The organism is Nonomuraea sp. NPDC049152, from assembly GCF_040648355.1.
Taxonomy (GTDB): Bacteria; Actinomycetota; Actinomycetes; order Streptosporangiales; family Streptosporangiaceae; genus Nonomuraea.
On record NZ_JBEZDO010000010.1, the window covers coordinates 158325 to 173690 of the forward strand.

The window sequence follows — 15366 nt, forward strand, 5'->3', positions numbered from 1 at the left end:
AACGCCTCGGTTGCGGCCGGGGAGCGCCCGCCGCCGGGCTGGAGGCTCGGAGGCAGGCAGGAGCGTCCTCGGCATGGCTGATTCTCAGCTCAGCGTCACGTCGAGGACGGTGAGGTACTCGTTCGCGGCGATGCTCGACGTCACCGTCGGCCCGCTCTGGGTGGTGGTCGGCCGGTCGAGTTTGTAGATCTTCGTGCTCACGCCCTGGGGACGGGTAATTTTGATCGTGCCGGACGGGGTGTCGTTGTAGGAGAACAAATAGAAGTGGTTCGGGTCGTTACGGTCGGTGTAGTACTCGATGTAGGAGCCGGCCGGGGCCGACACGGAGAAGGGCAGTCCCTGACCGATGTCCGTGACGGGCACGGTGTTCGAGAACGATCGGGCCTTCGGCTCGAACCAGCGGTCCTTGGTCGCGTTGTCCGGGCCCACGAGGGCTACGGCTTTCGGGGCTACCAGGGCGTGCTCCTGGTCGCTCATCGACTGGGCGCCGCCGAGGACCACGGTGTCGACAGGGGCCAGGTCGGCAGCGGTCAACCCGTCTTGGGGGATGATCCGGAAGGGCACGTGCCGTTGTGCCAGAGCAGTGAAGGCGTCGTTGTAGGCCGTGAGCGCCGCGGAGTTGGTGTAGGTGAAATCCTTGCTGCGCATCGGATACAAGAGCGCTGCCTTGGCGTACGGCACCCGCCGGTCGAGGATCGGCCGGAGGGTGTCGAGGAACGGGAACGCGTTCGGCGGGTAAGCGCTGTCGACCGTCGGGTAGTAGTTGCCGGACAGTGCCAGGGTGATCGCGTACTCTCGCCGGGCCTGGGCGGCGTTCCCCTCCGGCCAGCCGAGGAACCACATGGGGAAGGTCTGATCGGCGTCTCGGCTCGCTTTGGCGGCGCGGAAGGCCTCCTTGAACTTGCCGTCGAGATAGGCCGGTTCGACCTCCGGGGAGACGGCGATACCGCCGCCGATGGTGAACTGGTTGTCGTTGCCCAGCTCGGTGCCGGTCTTGTTGTCGAGCGAGGACATCTCGAAGAACGGCGTGATGCCGTTGGCCCGTGCGGTGTCAGCGAGATCGGCCAGGTAGTCGCGAATGGCCTCGTGGCGGAAGTAGACGAACTTCCGCCACGTGGGGGAGTTCCAGTCGACGTTCCGCGGCACGTCCAGGCCGTACGCCTGCTTGAACGCCTGCGCGAAGCCTGGATCGGACGATGCCCAGAAGGTCCCGAACACCGTACCCGGGAGACTGGTCGAGTCGATGTAGACGCCGTCCAGCCCGGCTTTCCCGAGCGCGGTGAGACGGCCTTTGAAGAAGTCCCGCCAACCGCTGAACGGCGAGGCCCAGTCGTCGGCGGCCTTCGCGGGAACCCAGTCGACCTCGGTCGTCGTGGTGAACGCCATCTTCCGGCCCGAGATGTCCTGTTGCAGCCAATCCGGATGCGTGCTGGCCAAGGTGGGCCTGCCGGTCGGCCGACCGTTCGAGTCCACCGCGTCGCGGGTGATGACCTCGACGCCGTTCAGATAGCAGACCGCCTTGAGGCCGCGTGAATGCGCCTGGGCCAGGAGATAGCGGATCTTCGTCAGCATGCTCTGGAAGCCGGCCTCGTCAACGAAGGAGTCGTACATCTGCTCCTCCTCGAGGTAGAAAATGACGGTGTTCGCGCCCTTGCCCTTGGCCTCGTCGAGGCGTTCGCGGATCGACACCTCGGTGTCGCTCGGGTTGAGGATGTCGAAAGGCCAAACCTTCATGCCGTATGTCCATGCCGGGTAGGTCACCGCCGACCGGACGGCTGCGGGTGATCGGTCGGCGACGGACGCGTGCGTGGAGCCGTACGCTTCGTCCGGCCCGTCCGGCAGCGGCTGGGCGAACGTGGCTAAACCCAATGTCACGGCCAACGGTACGGTGAGCGCGCGGATCCGGATTTGTCGCATCGACTACCCCCGAGAATTCGATCATGTGGAGGTGACCCACGATAGGAGTGTCGAGGCTCAAGATCTACGACTTTCCATGAAACGAGCCGCTGAGTGGGGCACACGCGCGGCGTTTGGCTCTCCGCTTCCCGGTATGGTCGCCGTCCACATGACGCCCTCGCCTGGCCCCCACCGAGGAGCCGACGCCGAGTCCTTCGCTCACGCCGACATGGGAGCCCACCGCGACCCCTTCGACCACCCCGACCAGCAGGTCGGACGGGCGATCCAGGAGCGCAACGAGGTCAGCATGCCTTGCTCCGCACAAAATTGATGATCACGAGTTGAACAGTCGCTGTACCGGAATCCACACGACTGCCAGGACCAGGATCAGCAGGGATGATCCGGTGCCAAAGAAGGTCAAGGGCGTGAACCAGCGAAAGCCCACGGCCAGGAGTGCGAGTACCTCGCCGACGAGAAAGACGAGTCCTAGTAGGGCTGCAGCCCAGACCCACCGTGTGCTGGAGGCCAAGGCCCAGCGCCACGCCGACTGCTGCATCTGGGGAAGCTGGGCGAACCACTTGTAGTGCTCTGGCCCGCCCGCCGGCGCACTCTCGTTGATTCTTTCCATGACCCGCATGCGCGATTGGAAGACCAGGGATACTTCAAGGGTGATTGCGATCAGGAGCGTGGGCAGCACCTGAGCCGCAGTCGTGTAGAACGCTTCGGTGCCCATGCTTCGTACTTCGTGGGCGAAGGCGCGGGTGTTCCACGTCGGGCCCGACATGGCCGGGGACTCGGCCTGTTGGTAAGGCTGTCGTCCTGGTCCGCCACTTGCGGTCGGAAGTACCCAGTTGCCGAACGTCGGCGGCACTTCGCCCGGTCTGCTGGTGGTCATCAGGGTGTCTGCGCGGCGTCTCCAGCCGGAAAGTGCCGCCTCTGTACGGACTCGGCACTTCCCGCCGTCCTGCAGACCATGGCCTCTCTACCAGCGATAACGCCACAGATGGCGGCTGGTAGCGCCAGCATTGCCAACAGGCCGACTCCCAGCCCACCTGATTACTGGGTGCTGCGCGGTCAGGTGTTGATGTGAAGGACCCAGACCGAAACGTGATTCAAACTCTCGATGTGCCTTGAGGGGCTGTCAGGGTCGTACTTAGTTGATCAAGCCTCCCCTGGAAGCGATCCGTAAGCGCCAGCAGTTCCTTGGAGGTCTGGTGGTTCGACGCTGCCGCGGCGACAGCGCGCTCCGCGACGTCCAAGCACTCCTGGGCGTAGGCGGCCGCCTTCCGGACCCGATCCTCGGCAAGTTCCTGGGCGCGCTCCTCGATCTCCTGCCCAAGCGTCGAGATGCAGGTGCGCAACGTCTGCGCCAAGGCTTCACAGTCATATCTCGTCTGGCCGTTCATCCTGGTCGCCCCCTCCTGGCTGTGGTCGTCACGTGTTGATGTGGAGCACCCAGACCGACATAGCCGCGCCGACCATCGACCGGCCGACGGGGCGGGCGGCAGGCACCCGGCGCCTCCACGACGATGCGGGCGGCCGACGCCGAATGCCTCCACTTAGCCGATCGTGTCGCCGGCCATGCCCCGTCAGCGAGTAGCCCGGTCCGCCCGGCGCGAAGCTCCTGTCGACGTCGCGGATGTCGAAATCGGGCGCGGGTGGCGATGCGATCGCCCGGCTCCCACCGCAGCGTCGAGGCGCGGGCGCCGTACACGAGCAGGATGGCGGGAAGGGTTCGACGCGGCCGGCTTCGATGTACCGTGCGTTGTCCGGCACGGGGCCGTCATCGCGCTGCAGGGCCTTCGCGCAGGACGCCGCGTACGGAGTCCACGGACACCGCGCCCCACGGGAACTCGACCATCCACCAGGTCGCGCCCGCCCTGGCGTAGGGCGCGGGGTCGGTGCCGGGAGGCAGGGCCACCGCGATGTCGTACGGCGCTGCGGCGTCCTTCCCTTCGGCCGCGCGCAACTCGGCGACGCTGGCCGTCATTTCCGCGAATTGGTCGGGATTGTCGAGGTTGACGGGGAAGAAGCCGTCGTGGCGGGCGGCGCGCCGCAACGGTGCGGGGTTGCCCGGCAGCGCCGCGGTCCACACAGGAATCCCCGGCTGCTGCACGGGCCTGGGCAGCAGTTTGACGCCGTCGAGGGTGTAGTGCTCGCCCCTGTGGTGTACCGGTTCGCCTGACCACGCGGCGGCCAGCACGGCGAGGGACTCGTCCAACATGCGGCCCCGAACCCGGTCGTCCAGTTCCTCCCCGGTCGTCGACAGCTCAAGGCCGAAGCGGTCGCTGCCGAGGCCGACACCGAGGGTGAGGCGGCCACCGCTGAGCTGGTCGAGCGTCACGGTCTCCTTGGCCACCTTGGCAGGCCTGCGGCGGGGGAGCGGAGTGACCATCGGCCCGATGCGCACGCGTTCGGTGGCGGTGGCGATCGCCGCGAGCGTGATCCACGGATCCGCCACCTCCTCGACGGGCTCGCCCCAGCGCAGGTGGTCCCAGACGAACACCCCGTCCCATCCGGCTTCCTCGGCCTCGGCGGCCAGGCGGGCGACGACGAGTGGGTCGGCGAGTTCGTCGAAGAGCGGCAACCACAGCGCCGAGCGGATGCCGTCCTGGGCGGGCTCGGGTGAAGGCGTGCTGGTCATCTGTCCTACTCCTGAGGTTGACATCGTGCCTGGTCACAACCTACGAGCAGCGGTCTGTCCACTGGGAGATCCGGTCAGGGTGTGTTGCGGTCGGCGCCGGTCTGCCCGGGTGACCGCGTCAGGACGCTCACCGCCGCGACCGGCAGCAGCAGGGTGAGGAGGCCCGAGACGACCAGGCCCGTGCCCGTGCCGGTCAGCTGGATGAGCGGGCCGCCGGCCAGCAGGCCCAGCGGGGCCGCGATCGTCGCCCCCGTCGTCCAGAGCGTCACCACCGGCTGCTGCTCGCCGGGCCGCAGGCCCGACTGCAGGAAGCTGTATGCGACGGGGGTGAACGGCGCCCACACCAGGCCGCCCAGCGCGAACACGATCATCGCGGCGGTCAGGTTGTCCACGGCGGCCAGGGCGATCGGGCAGAGCGCCCACAGGCCGATGATCGCGACGAGCAGATGGCGCTGGGGGAGGCCGCGCATCAGGTTGACCAGAGCGGCACCCGCCAGCGCGCCGGCGCCCAGGCTGCTCCAGAGCAGGCCGAGACCGGACGCGCCGCTGTGCAGGGTGCCCTGGACGTACAGGGGGAGTGCCACCTCGATCGGCATGTAGAGGAAGTTGAAGAAGAAGACCACGACCAGCAGCCGGGCGGCCACGGGGCGGCGGCGCAGGATGCGCCAGCCCGACTCGTCCTGCTGCGCGTCGGTGGGCTCCTTCGACTCCGCCCCCGTCCGTGGCACCCAGCGCAGTACGCACGCCATCAGCAGCAGCGCACCGCACGCGTCGACGAACAACACCGCGCCGGGCCCGCCGGACGCCACCATGAGCCCGCCGGCCACGGGCCCCAGCACGTAGAGTGCGACATTGCTGTTCAGGCCCAGCAGTCCGTTGACGCCGTACCGTTCCGCCTCGTCCGCCATCGAGGTGAGGAGTAGACGGCGGCTGCCGGCTGCGGCCATCCGGAATGCCGAGCCCAGCAGCAGCCCGCTTACCAGCATGGGCAGGCTGAGCCGGCCGGTCACCGCGGCCATGCCCAGGCCGGTGAAGGTCAGCGCCCGCAGCGCGCAGTCGGCGATCAGCAGGGTGCGGGGCGGTATCCGGACCCGGCCCAGGCCGATGCCGAGTGCCAGGACCGTGGACAGGACGAACGGGGCCGCCTCCACTATCGCGACGGCGATCGCCGGGGGTATGTGCCCGTGGGTGCGCAGGGTCTGCACGGGCATGGCCACGATGATCATGCCGGTGCCGATGTTGGCCAGCAGGTCGCCGAGCAGCAGCCCGGCCACGCGCTTGTTGCGCAGCACGTCACGATACGAGCGGTTCGCCGTCGCGGATGGAGCGCCGCCAGACTTGGACACGTGGTGGACTCCTCACCGGTGAAGTTTGCGAAGCTGCCGGGCCGGGCCGCGGCCTGCTGGTCACCGCGGTGATGCGCTGCCATGCCTGCTCACGGGTCGCGTCGACGTCGTCGGTGCTGAAGACGATCATCGGGTCTCAGTGCTCGTCGACGACCCGGCCGTTCAGGGCGGCGCTGTCCTTGGTGAGGGCCATGGTCAGCGGCGCCTCGGGGAAGGTGGGCAGGGCGGCGAACGCGGCGCCCATCTGCTCGGCGCTCTCCCAGTGCCAGGTGTCGGTGTAGGTGCCGTCCTCGAGCTGGATCAGCACGACGTGGGTGAGCCCGGGGTGCCCCTCCCGGACGGTCGCGATCAGCGAGTTCCGTCGGGCCAGGAACTCCTCCAGGTCGGCGTCGGCGACGGAGTAGCGGTGTGAGCGGACAACGGACATGTCGGTGTCTCCTGTGTGTGTGGGTCGGCGCTTACCAGCTGCCGGCGATCTGCCGGATCGGGGCGTTGAGGCGGTTGAAGAGGTTGGTGACGGCGGTCATCAACAGGATCGAGGCGAGCTGCTTCTCGTCGAAGTGGTCGGCGGCGTTGTCCCAGACCTCGTCGGGGACGGCGTCGGCGCGGTCGGCCAGCCGGGTCGAGGCCTCCGCCAGCTCCAGCGCGGCCCGCTCGGCGTCGGTGTAGTACGGAGCTTCGCGCCAGGCGGTGACCAGGCCGATGCGCTCGTCGCTCTCGCCGAGCTTGCGCAGGTTCTTCAGGCCGGCGTCGACGCAGAAGCTGCACCCGTTGATCTGGCTGACCCGCAGGTGGATCATCTCCATGAGCTCCTGGGGCAGACCCTGCGACTGAGCGGCTTTTATCAGCTCCTGGATCGGCCGCATCACGGCGGGGATGATCGTGGCGGGGTTCTTCATCCGGGCTTCCATCGTGTTTCCTCCGTCTCGGTTGGTGTGAGATCAGATTGGCTGCCCGGGTTGATACATTCGCTATGCGCCAACGATGCGACGGTGATGGGGGGACGATGCCGCGCTTCACCCTTCTCGGCCCCGTCCAGATGATCGCCGACGGCGCGCCCCTGACGGGCATCGCCCCACATCACCGGGCTGTTCTGGCCTACCTCCTGCTCAACGCAGGCCAGGTGATCAGCATCGAGCGGCTGATCGACGCGATGTGGGGCTACGACCGGCCCGACACCGCCCGATCGCAGATCCATGCCTCGATCACCGCGATCCGCAAGGTGCTGCGTGGTGCGGGAGCCGTACAGCTCCTGGAGACGCGTGCCGGCGGCTACATCGCGCGGCCCGAGCCAGGCCAGCTCGACGCGCAGGAGTTCACCGACCTGGTAGCCGCCGGCGAGCTGCGCGAAGCGCTGGATCTGTGGAGCGGCGAGGCGCTGGAGGACGTGCACGCACACTACGTCAGCGGAGTGCGGCAGCTCTGGAACGACCGGCGGCTGTCGGCGTACGAGCGCCTGGTGGAGGCCGAGCTCGCCGACGGGCGGTACGGCGATCTGCTCGACGAGCTCGCCGCCCAGGTGAGCGCGAACCCGCTCCGCGAGACGCTCAACGGCCACCTCGTCCTGGCCCTGCACCGGTCGGGGCGGCAGGCCGACGCCCTGGCCGCGGCGCGTTCCTACCGTACGGCTCTCGCGGAGGAACAGGGCCTTGACCCCGGGCGTGCCTTCACCGAGCTGGAGCGGGCGGTCCTGGCGGACGACCCGGCCCTGCGCCTGGCCGGCGCGGCGCCGGTGGTGTCCGGCCCACCGCGTCGCTCCACCTTCCTGCCCTACGACATTCCCGATTTCTCCGGACGGGCCCCCGAGCTGCCCTCCTCCGCCAGCTCGGGGTGCCCGCCGACCGCATCCCGGTCACGCTGGTCGAGCGGAGCGCCCTCTGGCGTGCCGAGCTGGCCGATCGCCGTGTGCTCGCCGTACTGGACAACGCCTTCGACGCCGAGCATGTGCGCCCCCTGCTGCCGGGGCACTCCGACACCCTCGTCCTGATCACCAGCAGGCGGCGGCTCGTCGACCTGGACGGCGCCCATGCGCTGTCGGTCGACCTGCTGGGCGAGCAGGACGCCGCCGAGCTGTTCGAGCGGATCGTGGGCGAACGCGCTCGCCACGAGCCGGACGCCGTACGCGAGGTGCTGCAGCTGTGCGGGCATCTCCCGCTCGCCATCCGGATCTCGGCTGCGCGCCTCCAGCACCGCCCGCGCTGGACCGTGTCCTACCTGGCGGGCCGGCTGCGGGACCATCGCCGGCTCCTGGACGGGGTGTCGGCGGCCTTCGCCCTCTCCTACGAGCAACTCCATGAGGCTGAGCAGGGCATGTTCCGCCTGCTCGGGCGGGTGCCCGGCCGCGACATCGACCCCTACGGCGCGGCCGCGCTGGCGGGGATCTCCGAGGAGGAGGCGGAGGAACTCCTCGAAGGACTCCTGGACGCCCACATGCTCCTGCAGTTCGAACCCGGCCGGTACACCTTCCACGACCTGCTGCGCGAGCACGCCCGCTCGATCGCCGAGGACGACGGCGCCGGCGGCAGGACGCGCAGGCGGAGCAGTACCTCAAGCAGGCTCTCGACCTCACCCGGATCGGCGCCGACACCTGGGGTGAGGCCCACGTGCTCGGCATCCTCGCCCTCGTCCTGGACAGGGCCGGCCGTCCGGCGGAGGCCCGGCGCCATCTCGACCTGGCACTGGCGCTCCACCGCAAGGTCGGCAACCCGGCCGGAGAGGCGGTGAGCCTCAACCACCTCGGCGTCGTCCTGCGGCATCAAGGCGAGCTCGCTCAGGCACGCGCCCGCCACGAGCAGGCCGCGGCTGTCTACCGCAAGCTCGGCAACACCACCGACGAGGCGGCCGCACTCAACGGGCTGGCCAAGGCGGCGGGCGACCCGGCTCGGGCGGTCGAGGGGCACACGGCCGCGCTCGCGCTCGCCAACCTGACGCGCAACCGGCCGGAGCGGGCGCGCGCTCACGATGGGCTGGCGCGCGCCCACCTCGCACTCGGGCACTCAGAGCAGGCGTGTGAGCATGGGCGGCTGGCTCTCGGCCTTTACAGCGAGCTCGGTGTTCCGGAGGCCGAGGAGGTCCGCACCTTCCTGAAACATGCCGGAGAGTCCACAGGGCTGGACAGTCCTCACCCCGTGAGGCCGTGAGCGTGACGAACGGTCAGGCCGCGCCGCGCGCGTATCCGGCCAGCGCGTCCTTGTCTCGCAACGCCTGGAGCTCGCTGCGCGACAGTGTCATGGTGAACAGGCCAGGATCGGTTCCGGCTTGGGTCAGCCGCCTGCCGTCCGGGTGCCAGAGCCCGCTGCCGCCGCACGACTCCCACCCCGCTCCCGTGCCGGCGTAGTTCGCGACGACCGCGAACATCCGGTGATCCATGGCGCGGGCCGCGAAGTGGACGTCGATGCGTCGCTCCTCCGCCTGGGTGTACAGGGCCGAGGCGGCGTAGACGTCGGCGCCGTCGCGGGCCGCGTCCTCGGCGTGGGTCGGCACGCCGGCGTCGTAGCAGATGGCGAGGGCGACGCGCCAGCCGTCGATGTCGAGGAGCGGGCCCTTTCCTGCGGGCTGGAACATGCTTCGCTCCAGGCCGTGCAGGTTCCGCTTGCCGTGGACGTGGATCTCGCCGTCGGGGCGCATCACCAGTGAGGCGATCCACTTCGTGTCGTCGGGCCAGCGGTAGGCGGCGCCCACCACCGTGGTCACCCCGCGCTCCTGGACGGCCTGACGAATGACGTCGAGCCTCGGATCGTTCTCGCTCACCCAGGATGATGGGTCGGTGAGGAGAGACAGGTCGTAGCCGACCAGTGACAGCTCGGGAAACAAGAGCAGTCTCGCTCCGGCATCGGCCGCACTGTGTACCAAAGCGGCCGCCGAACGGGCGTTGGCTCTCACATCGCCTGGTTCGGCGGAGATCTGTGCGACTGCCACGATCAACGACTCTGAGGACATGCCCGGCATCATAGCTGCCGTGATCTTGCACCCACGCCCCGGGTACCGGCGGAGATGAGAAGACCGTGACGCGGGCGGTCACGTCCGCTTCGTGGGGAGGGGCAGCGTCAGGCCGACCTTGACCGGGCGCATCACGATGCTGGTGGTGAAGCGGCGGACGTTGGCGTTGTCGAAGAACGTCCGCTGCGTGAACTCCTCGAAGTCCTCCATGTCCCGCGCGATCACGATCAGCACGAAGTCGTAGGCGCCCGTCACGTAGTAGCACTGCTGCACGTTCGGATCGGCGTCCACCTGATAGCGGAAGGCGTCGAGCACCTCCGACCGTTCGCGCTCCATCTCGACCTCCACGACGAATGTCATCGCCTGGCCGAGCGCCTTCGGGTTGAGCACCGCGACCTCCCGCGCGATCACCCCGCTCTCCCTGAGGCGCTTGATCCGCCGCTGGACCGCAGCGGCGGACAGACCCACGTCGGCGGCGATCGACTCGGCGATCGTGCGGGAGTCCCGCTGCAGGCGGTCGAGGATGGCGTGGTCGAGGTCGTCCAGCGGTGGTGTGCGCATGGCCGCACGATAGCCGCGATTCGTGCGGCCGGACCGCATGAGCGGCCGCCGGTTCGAGGATCAGCCGCGCCGTACCTGCCTAGGCTCTCCTCCATGGAGAGCAGCTGGCTGAACACCGGACGCGGCCCCTACACCGCGCGGGAGCGCGAACTGGTCGGCGCCGGCCACGCGGCGCGCGCGCTCGCGCACTTCCGGGGGCACGCCGCCTACCGCCCCACCCCGCTGCGCCCGCTGCCGGCCCTGGCCGCCGCGGCGGGCGTCGGCACGGTCGAGATCAAGGACGAGAGCGGGCGGATGGGGCTGGGCAGCTTCAAGGCCCTGGGCGGGATGTACGCGGTGGCGCGGCTGGTGTCCGCCGAGGCCGAACGGCTGTACGGCCCGCATCCCGGCGACGGGCGGCTGCGCGAGGTCGCCGCCGCCGCCCCGTTCGTCTGCGCCAGCGCGGGCAACCACGGCCTGGCCATGACGGCGGCGGTGCGCGAGCTCGGCGGCGATCCCGTCGTCTACCTCAGCGAGGACGTCCCGGAGCCGTTCGCGCGGCGGTTGCGCTCGTTCGGCGCGCGGGTACGGCGCAGCGCCGGCGACTACGAGCAGAGCATGGCCGAGGCGGCGCAGGCGGCGCGGGACCACGGCTGGCGGCTGGTGGCCGACAGCTCGTGGGAGGGCTACACCGCCGTCCCGCTCGACATCATGCGCGGCTACACCACGTTGTTCGCCGAGATCGACACCGCACCCACCCACGTGTTCGTCCAGGCGGGTGTGGGCGGGCTGGCCGGCGCCGCCGCCGGTTACGTGCGCGACCGCTGGGGTGAGGATCCCAGGATCGTCGTCGTGGAACCGGAGGCCGCCCCCTGCCTGATGGTCAGCGCGATGGAGGGCCGGCCCGCCAGGGTCGGCGGCGGGCGGACGAGGCTGGGGCGGCTCGACTGCCGCGAGCCGTCCCTGCTGGCCTGGCGGCTGCTCGCACGCCTGGCCGACGCCTTCGTGACCATCACCGACGAGCAGGCCGAGGCCGCCGCCGCCACCCTGGCCGGCCAGGGGGTACGGCTCTCGCCGTGCGGGGCGGCGGGCGCGGCGGGGCTGCTGTCCACGGACCCCGCCACGCGCGCCGCCCTCGCGCTGGACGCGGACTCCCGCGTCCTCCTCGTCGGGACCGAACGGGCGTACTGACCCGCCGTGACCCGACCGGCTCGCCAGCGGCCCTGCGGGGATCCGGCGTTTCGGTACGGCACCGGTCGTGGGCGGCCGGGATGCCGCAATCCGTTCGCGGTAGATCACGGCCGCCGCCATGATGTGCCCATGCCCTCGAAGACCGCCTATCACGACGCGCTCGGAGACTACTTCGCCGAGCACGCCGACATCAGCCCGTACAACGCCTACACCGATCGGCCCGCGATGCTGGAACTCGCCGGTGACGTCGCCGGGGCGAGGGTCCTCGATGTCGGCTGCGGCGCCGGACACTACGCGGCCGAGTTACTGGCGCGCGGCGCCGAGGTGGTCGGTGTCGACGGCAGCGGCACGCTGCTGGATCACGCGCGGGCGCGTGTGGGTGAGCGGGCCGAGCTTCGCCTGCACGATCTGGAGGAGCCGCTGGCGTTCGCCGATGACGCGTCGTTCGACGGGGCCGTGTGCGCGCTGGTGTTCCACCATCTCACCCGTCGCGCGCAGCTTCTGGGTGAGCTGCGCCGGGTGCTGCGGCCTGGGGGATGGCTGCTGGTCTCGACGACCCATCCGGCAGCCGATTGGCAGCACTTCGGCGGCTCGTACTACGCCGACGACTGGGTCGACCTCTCCCTCAGCGGGAGCCCGTTCTCGATTCACTTCCAGCGCATGCCGCTGGAGACCTTCTTGGGCGAGCTGCTGGCCGCTGGGTTCGTGCTGGAGCGCCTCATCGAGCCGCGTCCGGCACCCGAACTGAGAGAGATCGACGAGGCCACTCACGACAGGCTGCACCGGGCGCCGTCCTTCCTCGCTGTCAGGCTTGTGCGCCCTTGACACGAGATGGAGGGCGGCTGTCCGTGCCGCTCCCCCTCCTTAAGTCGATGATCCTCCGACTTTGGTCGCCGTCGAGGCGCGGGCCGGACGGCGAGCCATCGGATGGCGGTAGGTTCGAATGACGTGAATGCCGGAAAAGACTCAGAGGCCACCGTCGTCGCCGATTCCGCCCTGATCGTGATCCTGGCCTGCGTCGCCGGTGGCGCCGTCCTCGGCTGGCTGGTGAAGCTGCTCGCGCGATGGCTCGTGACCCTGCCCTGGGCACCGTTCCAGGGGCCGGCCAAGCTGCTCAGCTCGTTCCCGGAGCCGGGGCTCACCATCGGCGTCGTTGCCGTGGGCGTCATCGCGGGCCTTCTGCTGGGCCTCACCGCCGTGCATGAATCCCTTACTGTCGCCGTCTCCGACACACAGGTGACGCTCTCCACCAGGGACGAGACCCAGGTCGTCGAGCGGGGTGAGATCGCCTTGGCGTTCAAGGACGGCAAGCAACTCGTGCTGCTCGGCCACCACGGCCGGGAGACCGCAAGGGAAGAGACCGACCTGAGCGCGAAACGCCTGTCCAGGGCCTTCACCAAGCACGGGTACGGCTGGGCGGAGACGGACCCGCACGACGACGCCTACCGGCTCTGGGTTCCCGGCGCCTCCGGCCTGCCCGACGGCGCGAACGCCGTCTTCGCCGCCCGCGCCCAGGCGCTGAAGGCGGACAAGGGCGACGACGCCAGGGAGTTGCGCAAGGAACTGGCCAGATTCGGCGTCGTCGTGCGGGACAGGGACAAGCGACAGTATTGGCGCATGGCCTAGCTTGATCTTCAACCCGTGCCTTGCGGACGCGGGTTCGCTGGACTCGGAGGTTCTGGCGAGTCCCGTAACGGTGTGCGGGTCGCGGGGTGGTTGTTGCGGTGCCGCCGGAGGTCAGCACCCCCTACCGGCCGCGCCGTACCGCTGCGGGAACGCCACAGGGGGCGGCTGCCGTGGCCGAAGCGACCGCCCGACGAGCCACCGACTCCTCAACCGGGTGGAAGCGGGCACGGGTGGCGCTGAAGGGCGCCGGACCAAGATCTGGCGGGTGGTGCTTCGGGCCCTGGTCACGACCTCTATCATGGGCGCGCGACGACCTCATGGGCGTCCCGGAACCGAGAGGCACGCCGCATGCACCCGCCGACCGACGAGCCGACGATCCTCTCGATGGTTCAGATCCCCGGTGGCACGGTGGACCTTCGAGACGATCGACGCGGCACCCGTTGGCAGATCGAGATCGCTCCCTTCCTGTTCGGCCGGTATCCCGTCACCGCGGACCTCCATCGCGAGGTCACCGGAGCGGATCTCGATCCGTCCGTCGGCGGCGCGTCGCCTGTGACGAACGTCAGCTGGCTCGACGCGATCGAGGTGTGCAATCGAATCTCGGCTCGCTCCGGGCTGAACCCTGCCTACTCCCGCGACGCTCAGAGCGGGGAAGTGACCTGCGACTGGACGTCCAACGGCTATCGCCTGCCGACCGAGGCGGAGTGGCAGTACGCCTGCAAGGCGGGTACCAGCGGGTACCGGTACGGGGAGATCGACGACATCGCCTGGTACGCGAACAATTCCGGAGGCCGCGTCCACGACGTCGGCGGCAAGGCACCCAACCCGTGGGGGCTGCACGACATGCTCGGCAACGTCTGGGAGTGGTGCTGGGACCTCTACGACGAGGAGGTCTACGGCTCCTATCGCATCTTCCGCGGCGGGAGCTGGGCCGAGTCGACGCGGGGCTGCGGAGCCTCCGTACGTCGCCGCAGCCACCCCACGTTCGCCATCGACGACCTCGGCTTCCGGCTCGCTCGAACCGTGTCATGAGGCGGTCGAGTTCCTGTCGGGTGAGGGGCTTTTCGTAGGACGCCGTCTCGAGCGGTGCATCCAGGCGCCGCGGACCGCGAGTCGGTGCAGGCCAAGCGGCGGCCATACGACCGGCCTCGTCGGCGTCCTCGTCGGGTCCGCCCGGCGCCTGCACGACGCCTGCACGACGCCAGGAGGCCGGGCACGCGCTCGGGGCACCTCCCGGGCCTCCTTCCAGGTCGACGGCGAGTACCGGAACGAGCACGTGCCCGGATCGCGACGGATCGGCCGGTCAGCCGAAGCGCTCGGCCGTCCAGGCGTCCCATGCGGCCTGCTCGTCGCGGCCCGCGAAGTTCTGGTGGCCGAGCACGAGGGCGTCGCCGCGGGCCGTACCGGAGTGGATGAACCGGTACAGGCCCTCCTCCGTCCGGACACCCAGGTTCACGGGCAGGTTCGCATAGTAGACGACCCCGTCGGAGCCGCCCGGAAGCCGGACCTCGTCGCCCTCGGCGACGTCCGGCGTGACGCCCAGCGACTCCGTGACGATCTTCCAGACGGCGTCAGGGCCGCCCGCTCCTGGCCGCACGACGGTTGTGACCGACGGGGTGCGGCCGGTGAAGTGCGTAAGGTACTGCTTGAGGGTCTCCAGGTAGATGGGCCAGCCGGCCTTCATCGCCTCGAACTCGGTCTCCCAGTCGTCGCCGAGCATGCCGCTCTGCACGAGCCGCAGCACGGTCGTGCCGCCGCCGCGCCCCTCGATGAGGTACTCGAACGCCATGAACTGTCCGTCGGGAGTCTCCGCGCTGCGGGTCGAGAGGCGGATGCCCGCCTCGTAGGCGGTGATCGTGGCCTGCTCGGTGTGGCCCATCATCGTGAGGTCGGCGGGACCGCCTGCGGACGTGCCGAGCTCGGTGCGTCCCATGAACCAGGAGTCGACGCCCGGTCCGGTCGCGATCGCGTCCCAGACCTGCTCGGGAGTGGCGGCGAGCTCGATCTCCTGGCTCAGCTCGAACGGGTGTGTCATCAGGCTTCCCTCATGCTCGGGTGGACGGCGACGATCCGGTGGTCTGCTCGGCGGACTCTTCGTAGTATTCGGACACCAGGGCCGCAACGGCTCCGGCGTGCTTGTCGGCGCACACGGCCCGGTCGGGTTCGACGCACGCCGGCGCGTTC

At 69.7% G+C, this 15366-nt stretch carries 18 protein-coding genes; 8 read left to right on the forward strand and 10 right to left on the reverse strand.

Features of this window, described 5'->3' with window-relative positions:
• Window positions 1-84: 84 nt before the first annotated feature.
• A complete protein-coding gene (locus AB0B45_RS20270) occupies window positions 85-1734 on the reverse strand; it encodes a hypothetical protein (protein WP_358132505.1) in 1650 nt (549 codons plus the stop codon).
• Window positions 1735-2050: 316 nt separating this feature from the next.
• Between AB0B45_RS20270 and AB0B45_RS20275 the strand changes: the two genes are divergently transcribed.
• Window positions 2051-2227: a hypothetical protein gene (locus AB0B45_RS20275; RefSeq protein ID WP_358132507.1), complete on the forward strand. Its 177-nt coding sequence runs from the start codon at window positions 2051-2053 to the stop codon at window positions 2225-2227.
• A 3-nt stretch (window positions 2228-2230) separates the two neighbouring features.
• On the opposite strand, the gene AB0B45_RS20280 is transcribed toward AB0B45_RS20275, so the two are convergent.
• The 6 genes from AB0B45_RS20280 to AB0B45_RS20305 all read right to left on the reverse strand — a co-directional run bounded on the left by AB0B45_RS20280 (window position 2231) and on the right by AB0B45_RS20305 (window position 6797).
• Complete coding sequence (locus AB0B45_RS20280) at window positions 2231-2791, reverse strand: hypothetical protein (protein WP_358132509.1); 561 nt, start codon at window positions 2789-2791, stop codon at window positions 2231-2233.
• A 217-nt stretch (window positions 2792-3008) separates the two neighbouring features.
• Entirely contained in the window at window positions 3009-3302 is a 294-nt protein-coding gene (locus AB0B45_RS20285) for a hypothetical protein (RefSeq protein WP_358132511.1), read from the reverse strand.
• Between the two features lie 377 nt (window positions 3303-3679).
• Window positions 3680-4540: an LLM class flavin-dependent oxidoreductase gene (locus AB0B45_RS20290; RefSeq protein WP_358132513.1), complete on the reverse strand. Its 861-nt coding sequence runs from the start codon at window positions 4538-4540 to the stop codon at window positions 3680-3682.
• A gap of 74 nt (window positions 4541-4614) precedes the next feature.
• Window positions 4615-5886, reverse strand: coding sequence for an MFS transporter (locus AB0B45_RS20295; protein ID WP_358132515.1), 1272 nt, complete (start codon window positions 5884-5886; stop codon window positions 4615-4617).
• 136 nt (window positions 5887-6022) lie between these two features.
• Window positions 6023-6313 (reverse strand): hypothetical protein, encoded by a 291-nt coding sequence (locus AB0B45_RS20300; protein ID WP_358132517.1) that lies wholly within the window; start codon window positions 6311-6313, stop codon window positions 6023-6025.
• A 31-nt stretch (window positions 6314-6344) separates the two neighbouring features.
• The gene (locus AB0B45_RS20305) at window positions 6345-6797 is read right to left on the reverse strand and encodes a carboxymuconolactone decarboxylase family protein (protein ID WP_358132519.1); all 453 of its coding nucleotides are present in this window, start codon (window positions 6795-6797) and stop codon (window positions 6345-6347) included.
• Between the two features lie 95 nt (window positions 6798-6892).
• On the opposite strand from AB0B45_RS20305, the gene AB0B45_RS20310 reads away from it, so the two are divergent.
• Genes AB0B45_RS20310 through AB0B45_RS20320 form a run of 3 tightly spaced genes read left to right on the forward strand, consistent with a single transcriptional unit; the run spans window position 6893 to window position 9026 of the window.
• Entirely contained in the window at window positions 6893-7873 is a 981-nt protein-coding gene (locus AB0B45_RS20310; RefSeq protein ID WP_358132521.1) for an AfsR/SARP family transcriptional regulator, read from the forward strand.
• Window positions 7792-8610, forward strand: a complete 819-nt coding sequence (locus AB0B45_RS20315; protein ID WP_358132523.1) for a hypothetical protein — start codon at window positions 7792-7794, stop codon at window positions 8608-8610. Before AB0B45_RS20310 ends, AB0B45_RS20315 begins: the two co-directional genes overlap by 82 nt.
• Entirely contained in the window at window positions 8514-9026 is a 513-nt protein-coding gene (locus AB0B45_RS20320) for a tetratricopeptide repeat protein (RefSeq protein WP_358132726.1), read from the forward strand. The genes AB0B45_RS20315 and AB0B45_RS20320 overlap by 97 nt, the downstream gene beginning before the upstream one ends.
• Before the next feature lie 13 nt (window positions 9027-9039).
• Here the strand turns inward: AB0B45_RS20320 and AB0B45_RS20325 are convergent, their stop codons facing one another.
• Complete coding sequence (locus AB0B45_RS20325) at window positions 9040-9825, reverse strand: carbon-nitrogen hydrolase family protein (protein ID WP_358132525.1); 786 nt, start codon at window positions 9823-9825, stop codon at window positions 9040-9042.
• A gap of 78 nt (window positions 9826-9903) precedes the next feature.
• Complete coding sequence (locus AB0B45_RS20330) at window positions 9904-10386, reverse strand: Lrp/AsnC family transcriptional regulator (protein WP_358132527.1); 483 nt, start codon at window positions 10384-10386, stop codon at window positions 9904-9906.
• Window positions 10387-10479: 93 nt separating this feature from the next.
• Here AB0B45_RS20330 and AB0B45_RS20335 point away from each other — a divergent pair, with 93 nt between their 5' ends.
• The 4 genes from AB0B45_RS20335 (at window position 10480) to AB0B45_RS20350 (ending at window position 14214) form a co-directional block, all read left to right on the forward strand.
• Window positions 10480-11556: a diaminopropionate ammonia-lyase gene (locus AB0B45_RS20335; RefSeq protein ID WP_358132529.1), complete on the forward strand. Its 1077-nt coding sequence runs from the start codon at window positions 10480-10482 to the stop codon at window positions 11554-11556.
• A 129-nt stretch (window positions 11557-11685) separates the two neighbouring features.
• Window positions 11686-12381, forward strand: coding sequence for a methyltransferase domain-containing protein (locus tag AB0B45_RS20340; protein WP_358132531.1), 696 nt, complete (start codon window positions 11686-11688; stop codon window positions 12379-12381).
• A gap of 123 nt (window positions 12382-12504) precedes the next feature.
• Window positions 12505-13182 carry a hypothetical protein gene (locus tag AB0B45_RS20345; RefSeq protein ID WP_358132533.1) on the forward strand — a complete coding sequence of 226 codons (678 nt, stop codon included), beginning with the start codon at window positions 12505-12507 and terminating at the stop codon, window positions 13180-13182.
• 348 nt (window positions 13183-13530) lie between these two features.
• Window positions 13531-14214, forward strand: a complete 684-nt coding sequence (locus AB0B45_RS20350) for an SUMF1/EgtB/PvdO family nonheme iron enzyme (protein WP_358132535.1) — start codon at window positions 13531-13533, stop codon at window positions 14212-14214.
• Between the two features lie 271 nt (window positions 14215-14485).
• On the opposite strand, the gene AB0B45_RS20355 is transcribed toward AB0B45_RS20350, so the two are convergent.
• Window positions 14486-15217 carry an SRPBCC domain-containing protein gene (locus tag AB0B45_RS20355; RefSeq protein WP_358132537.1) on the reverse strand — a complete coding sequence of 244 codons (732 nt, stop codon included), beginning with the start codon at window positions 15215-15217 and terminating at the stop codon, window positions 14486-14488.
• Between the last annotated feature and the right edge of the window lie 149 nt (window positions 15218-15366).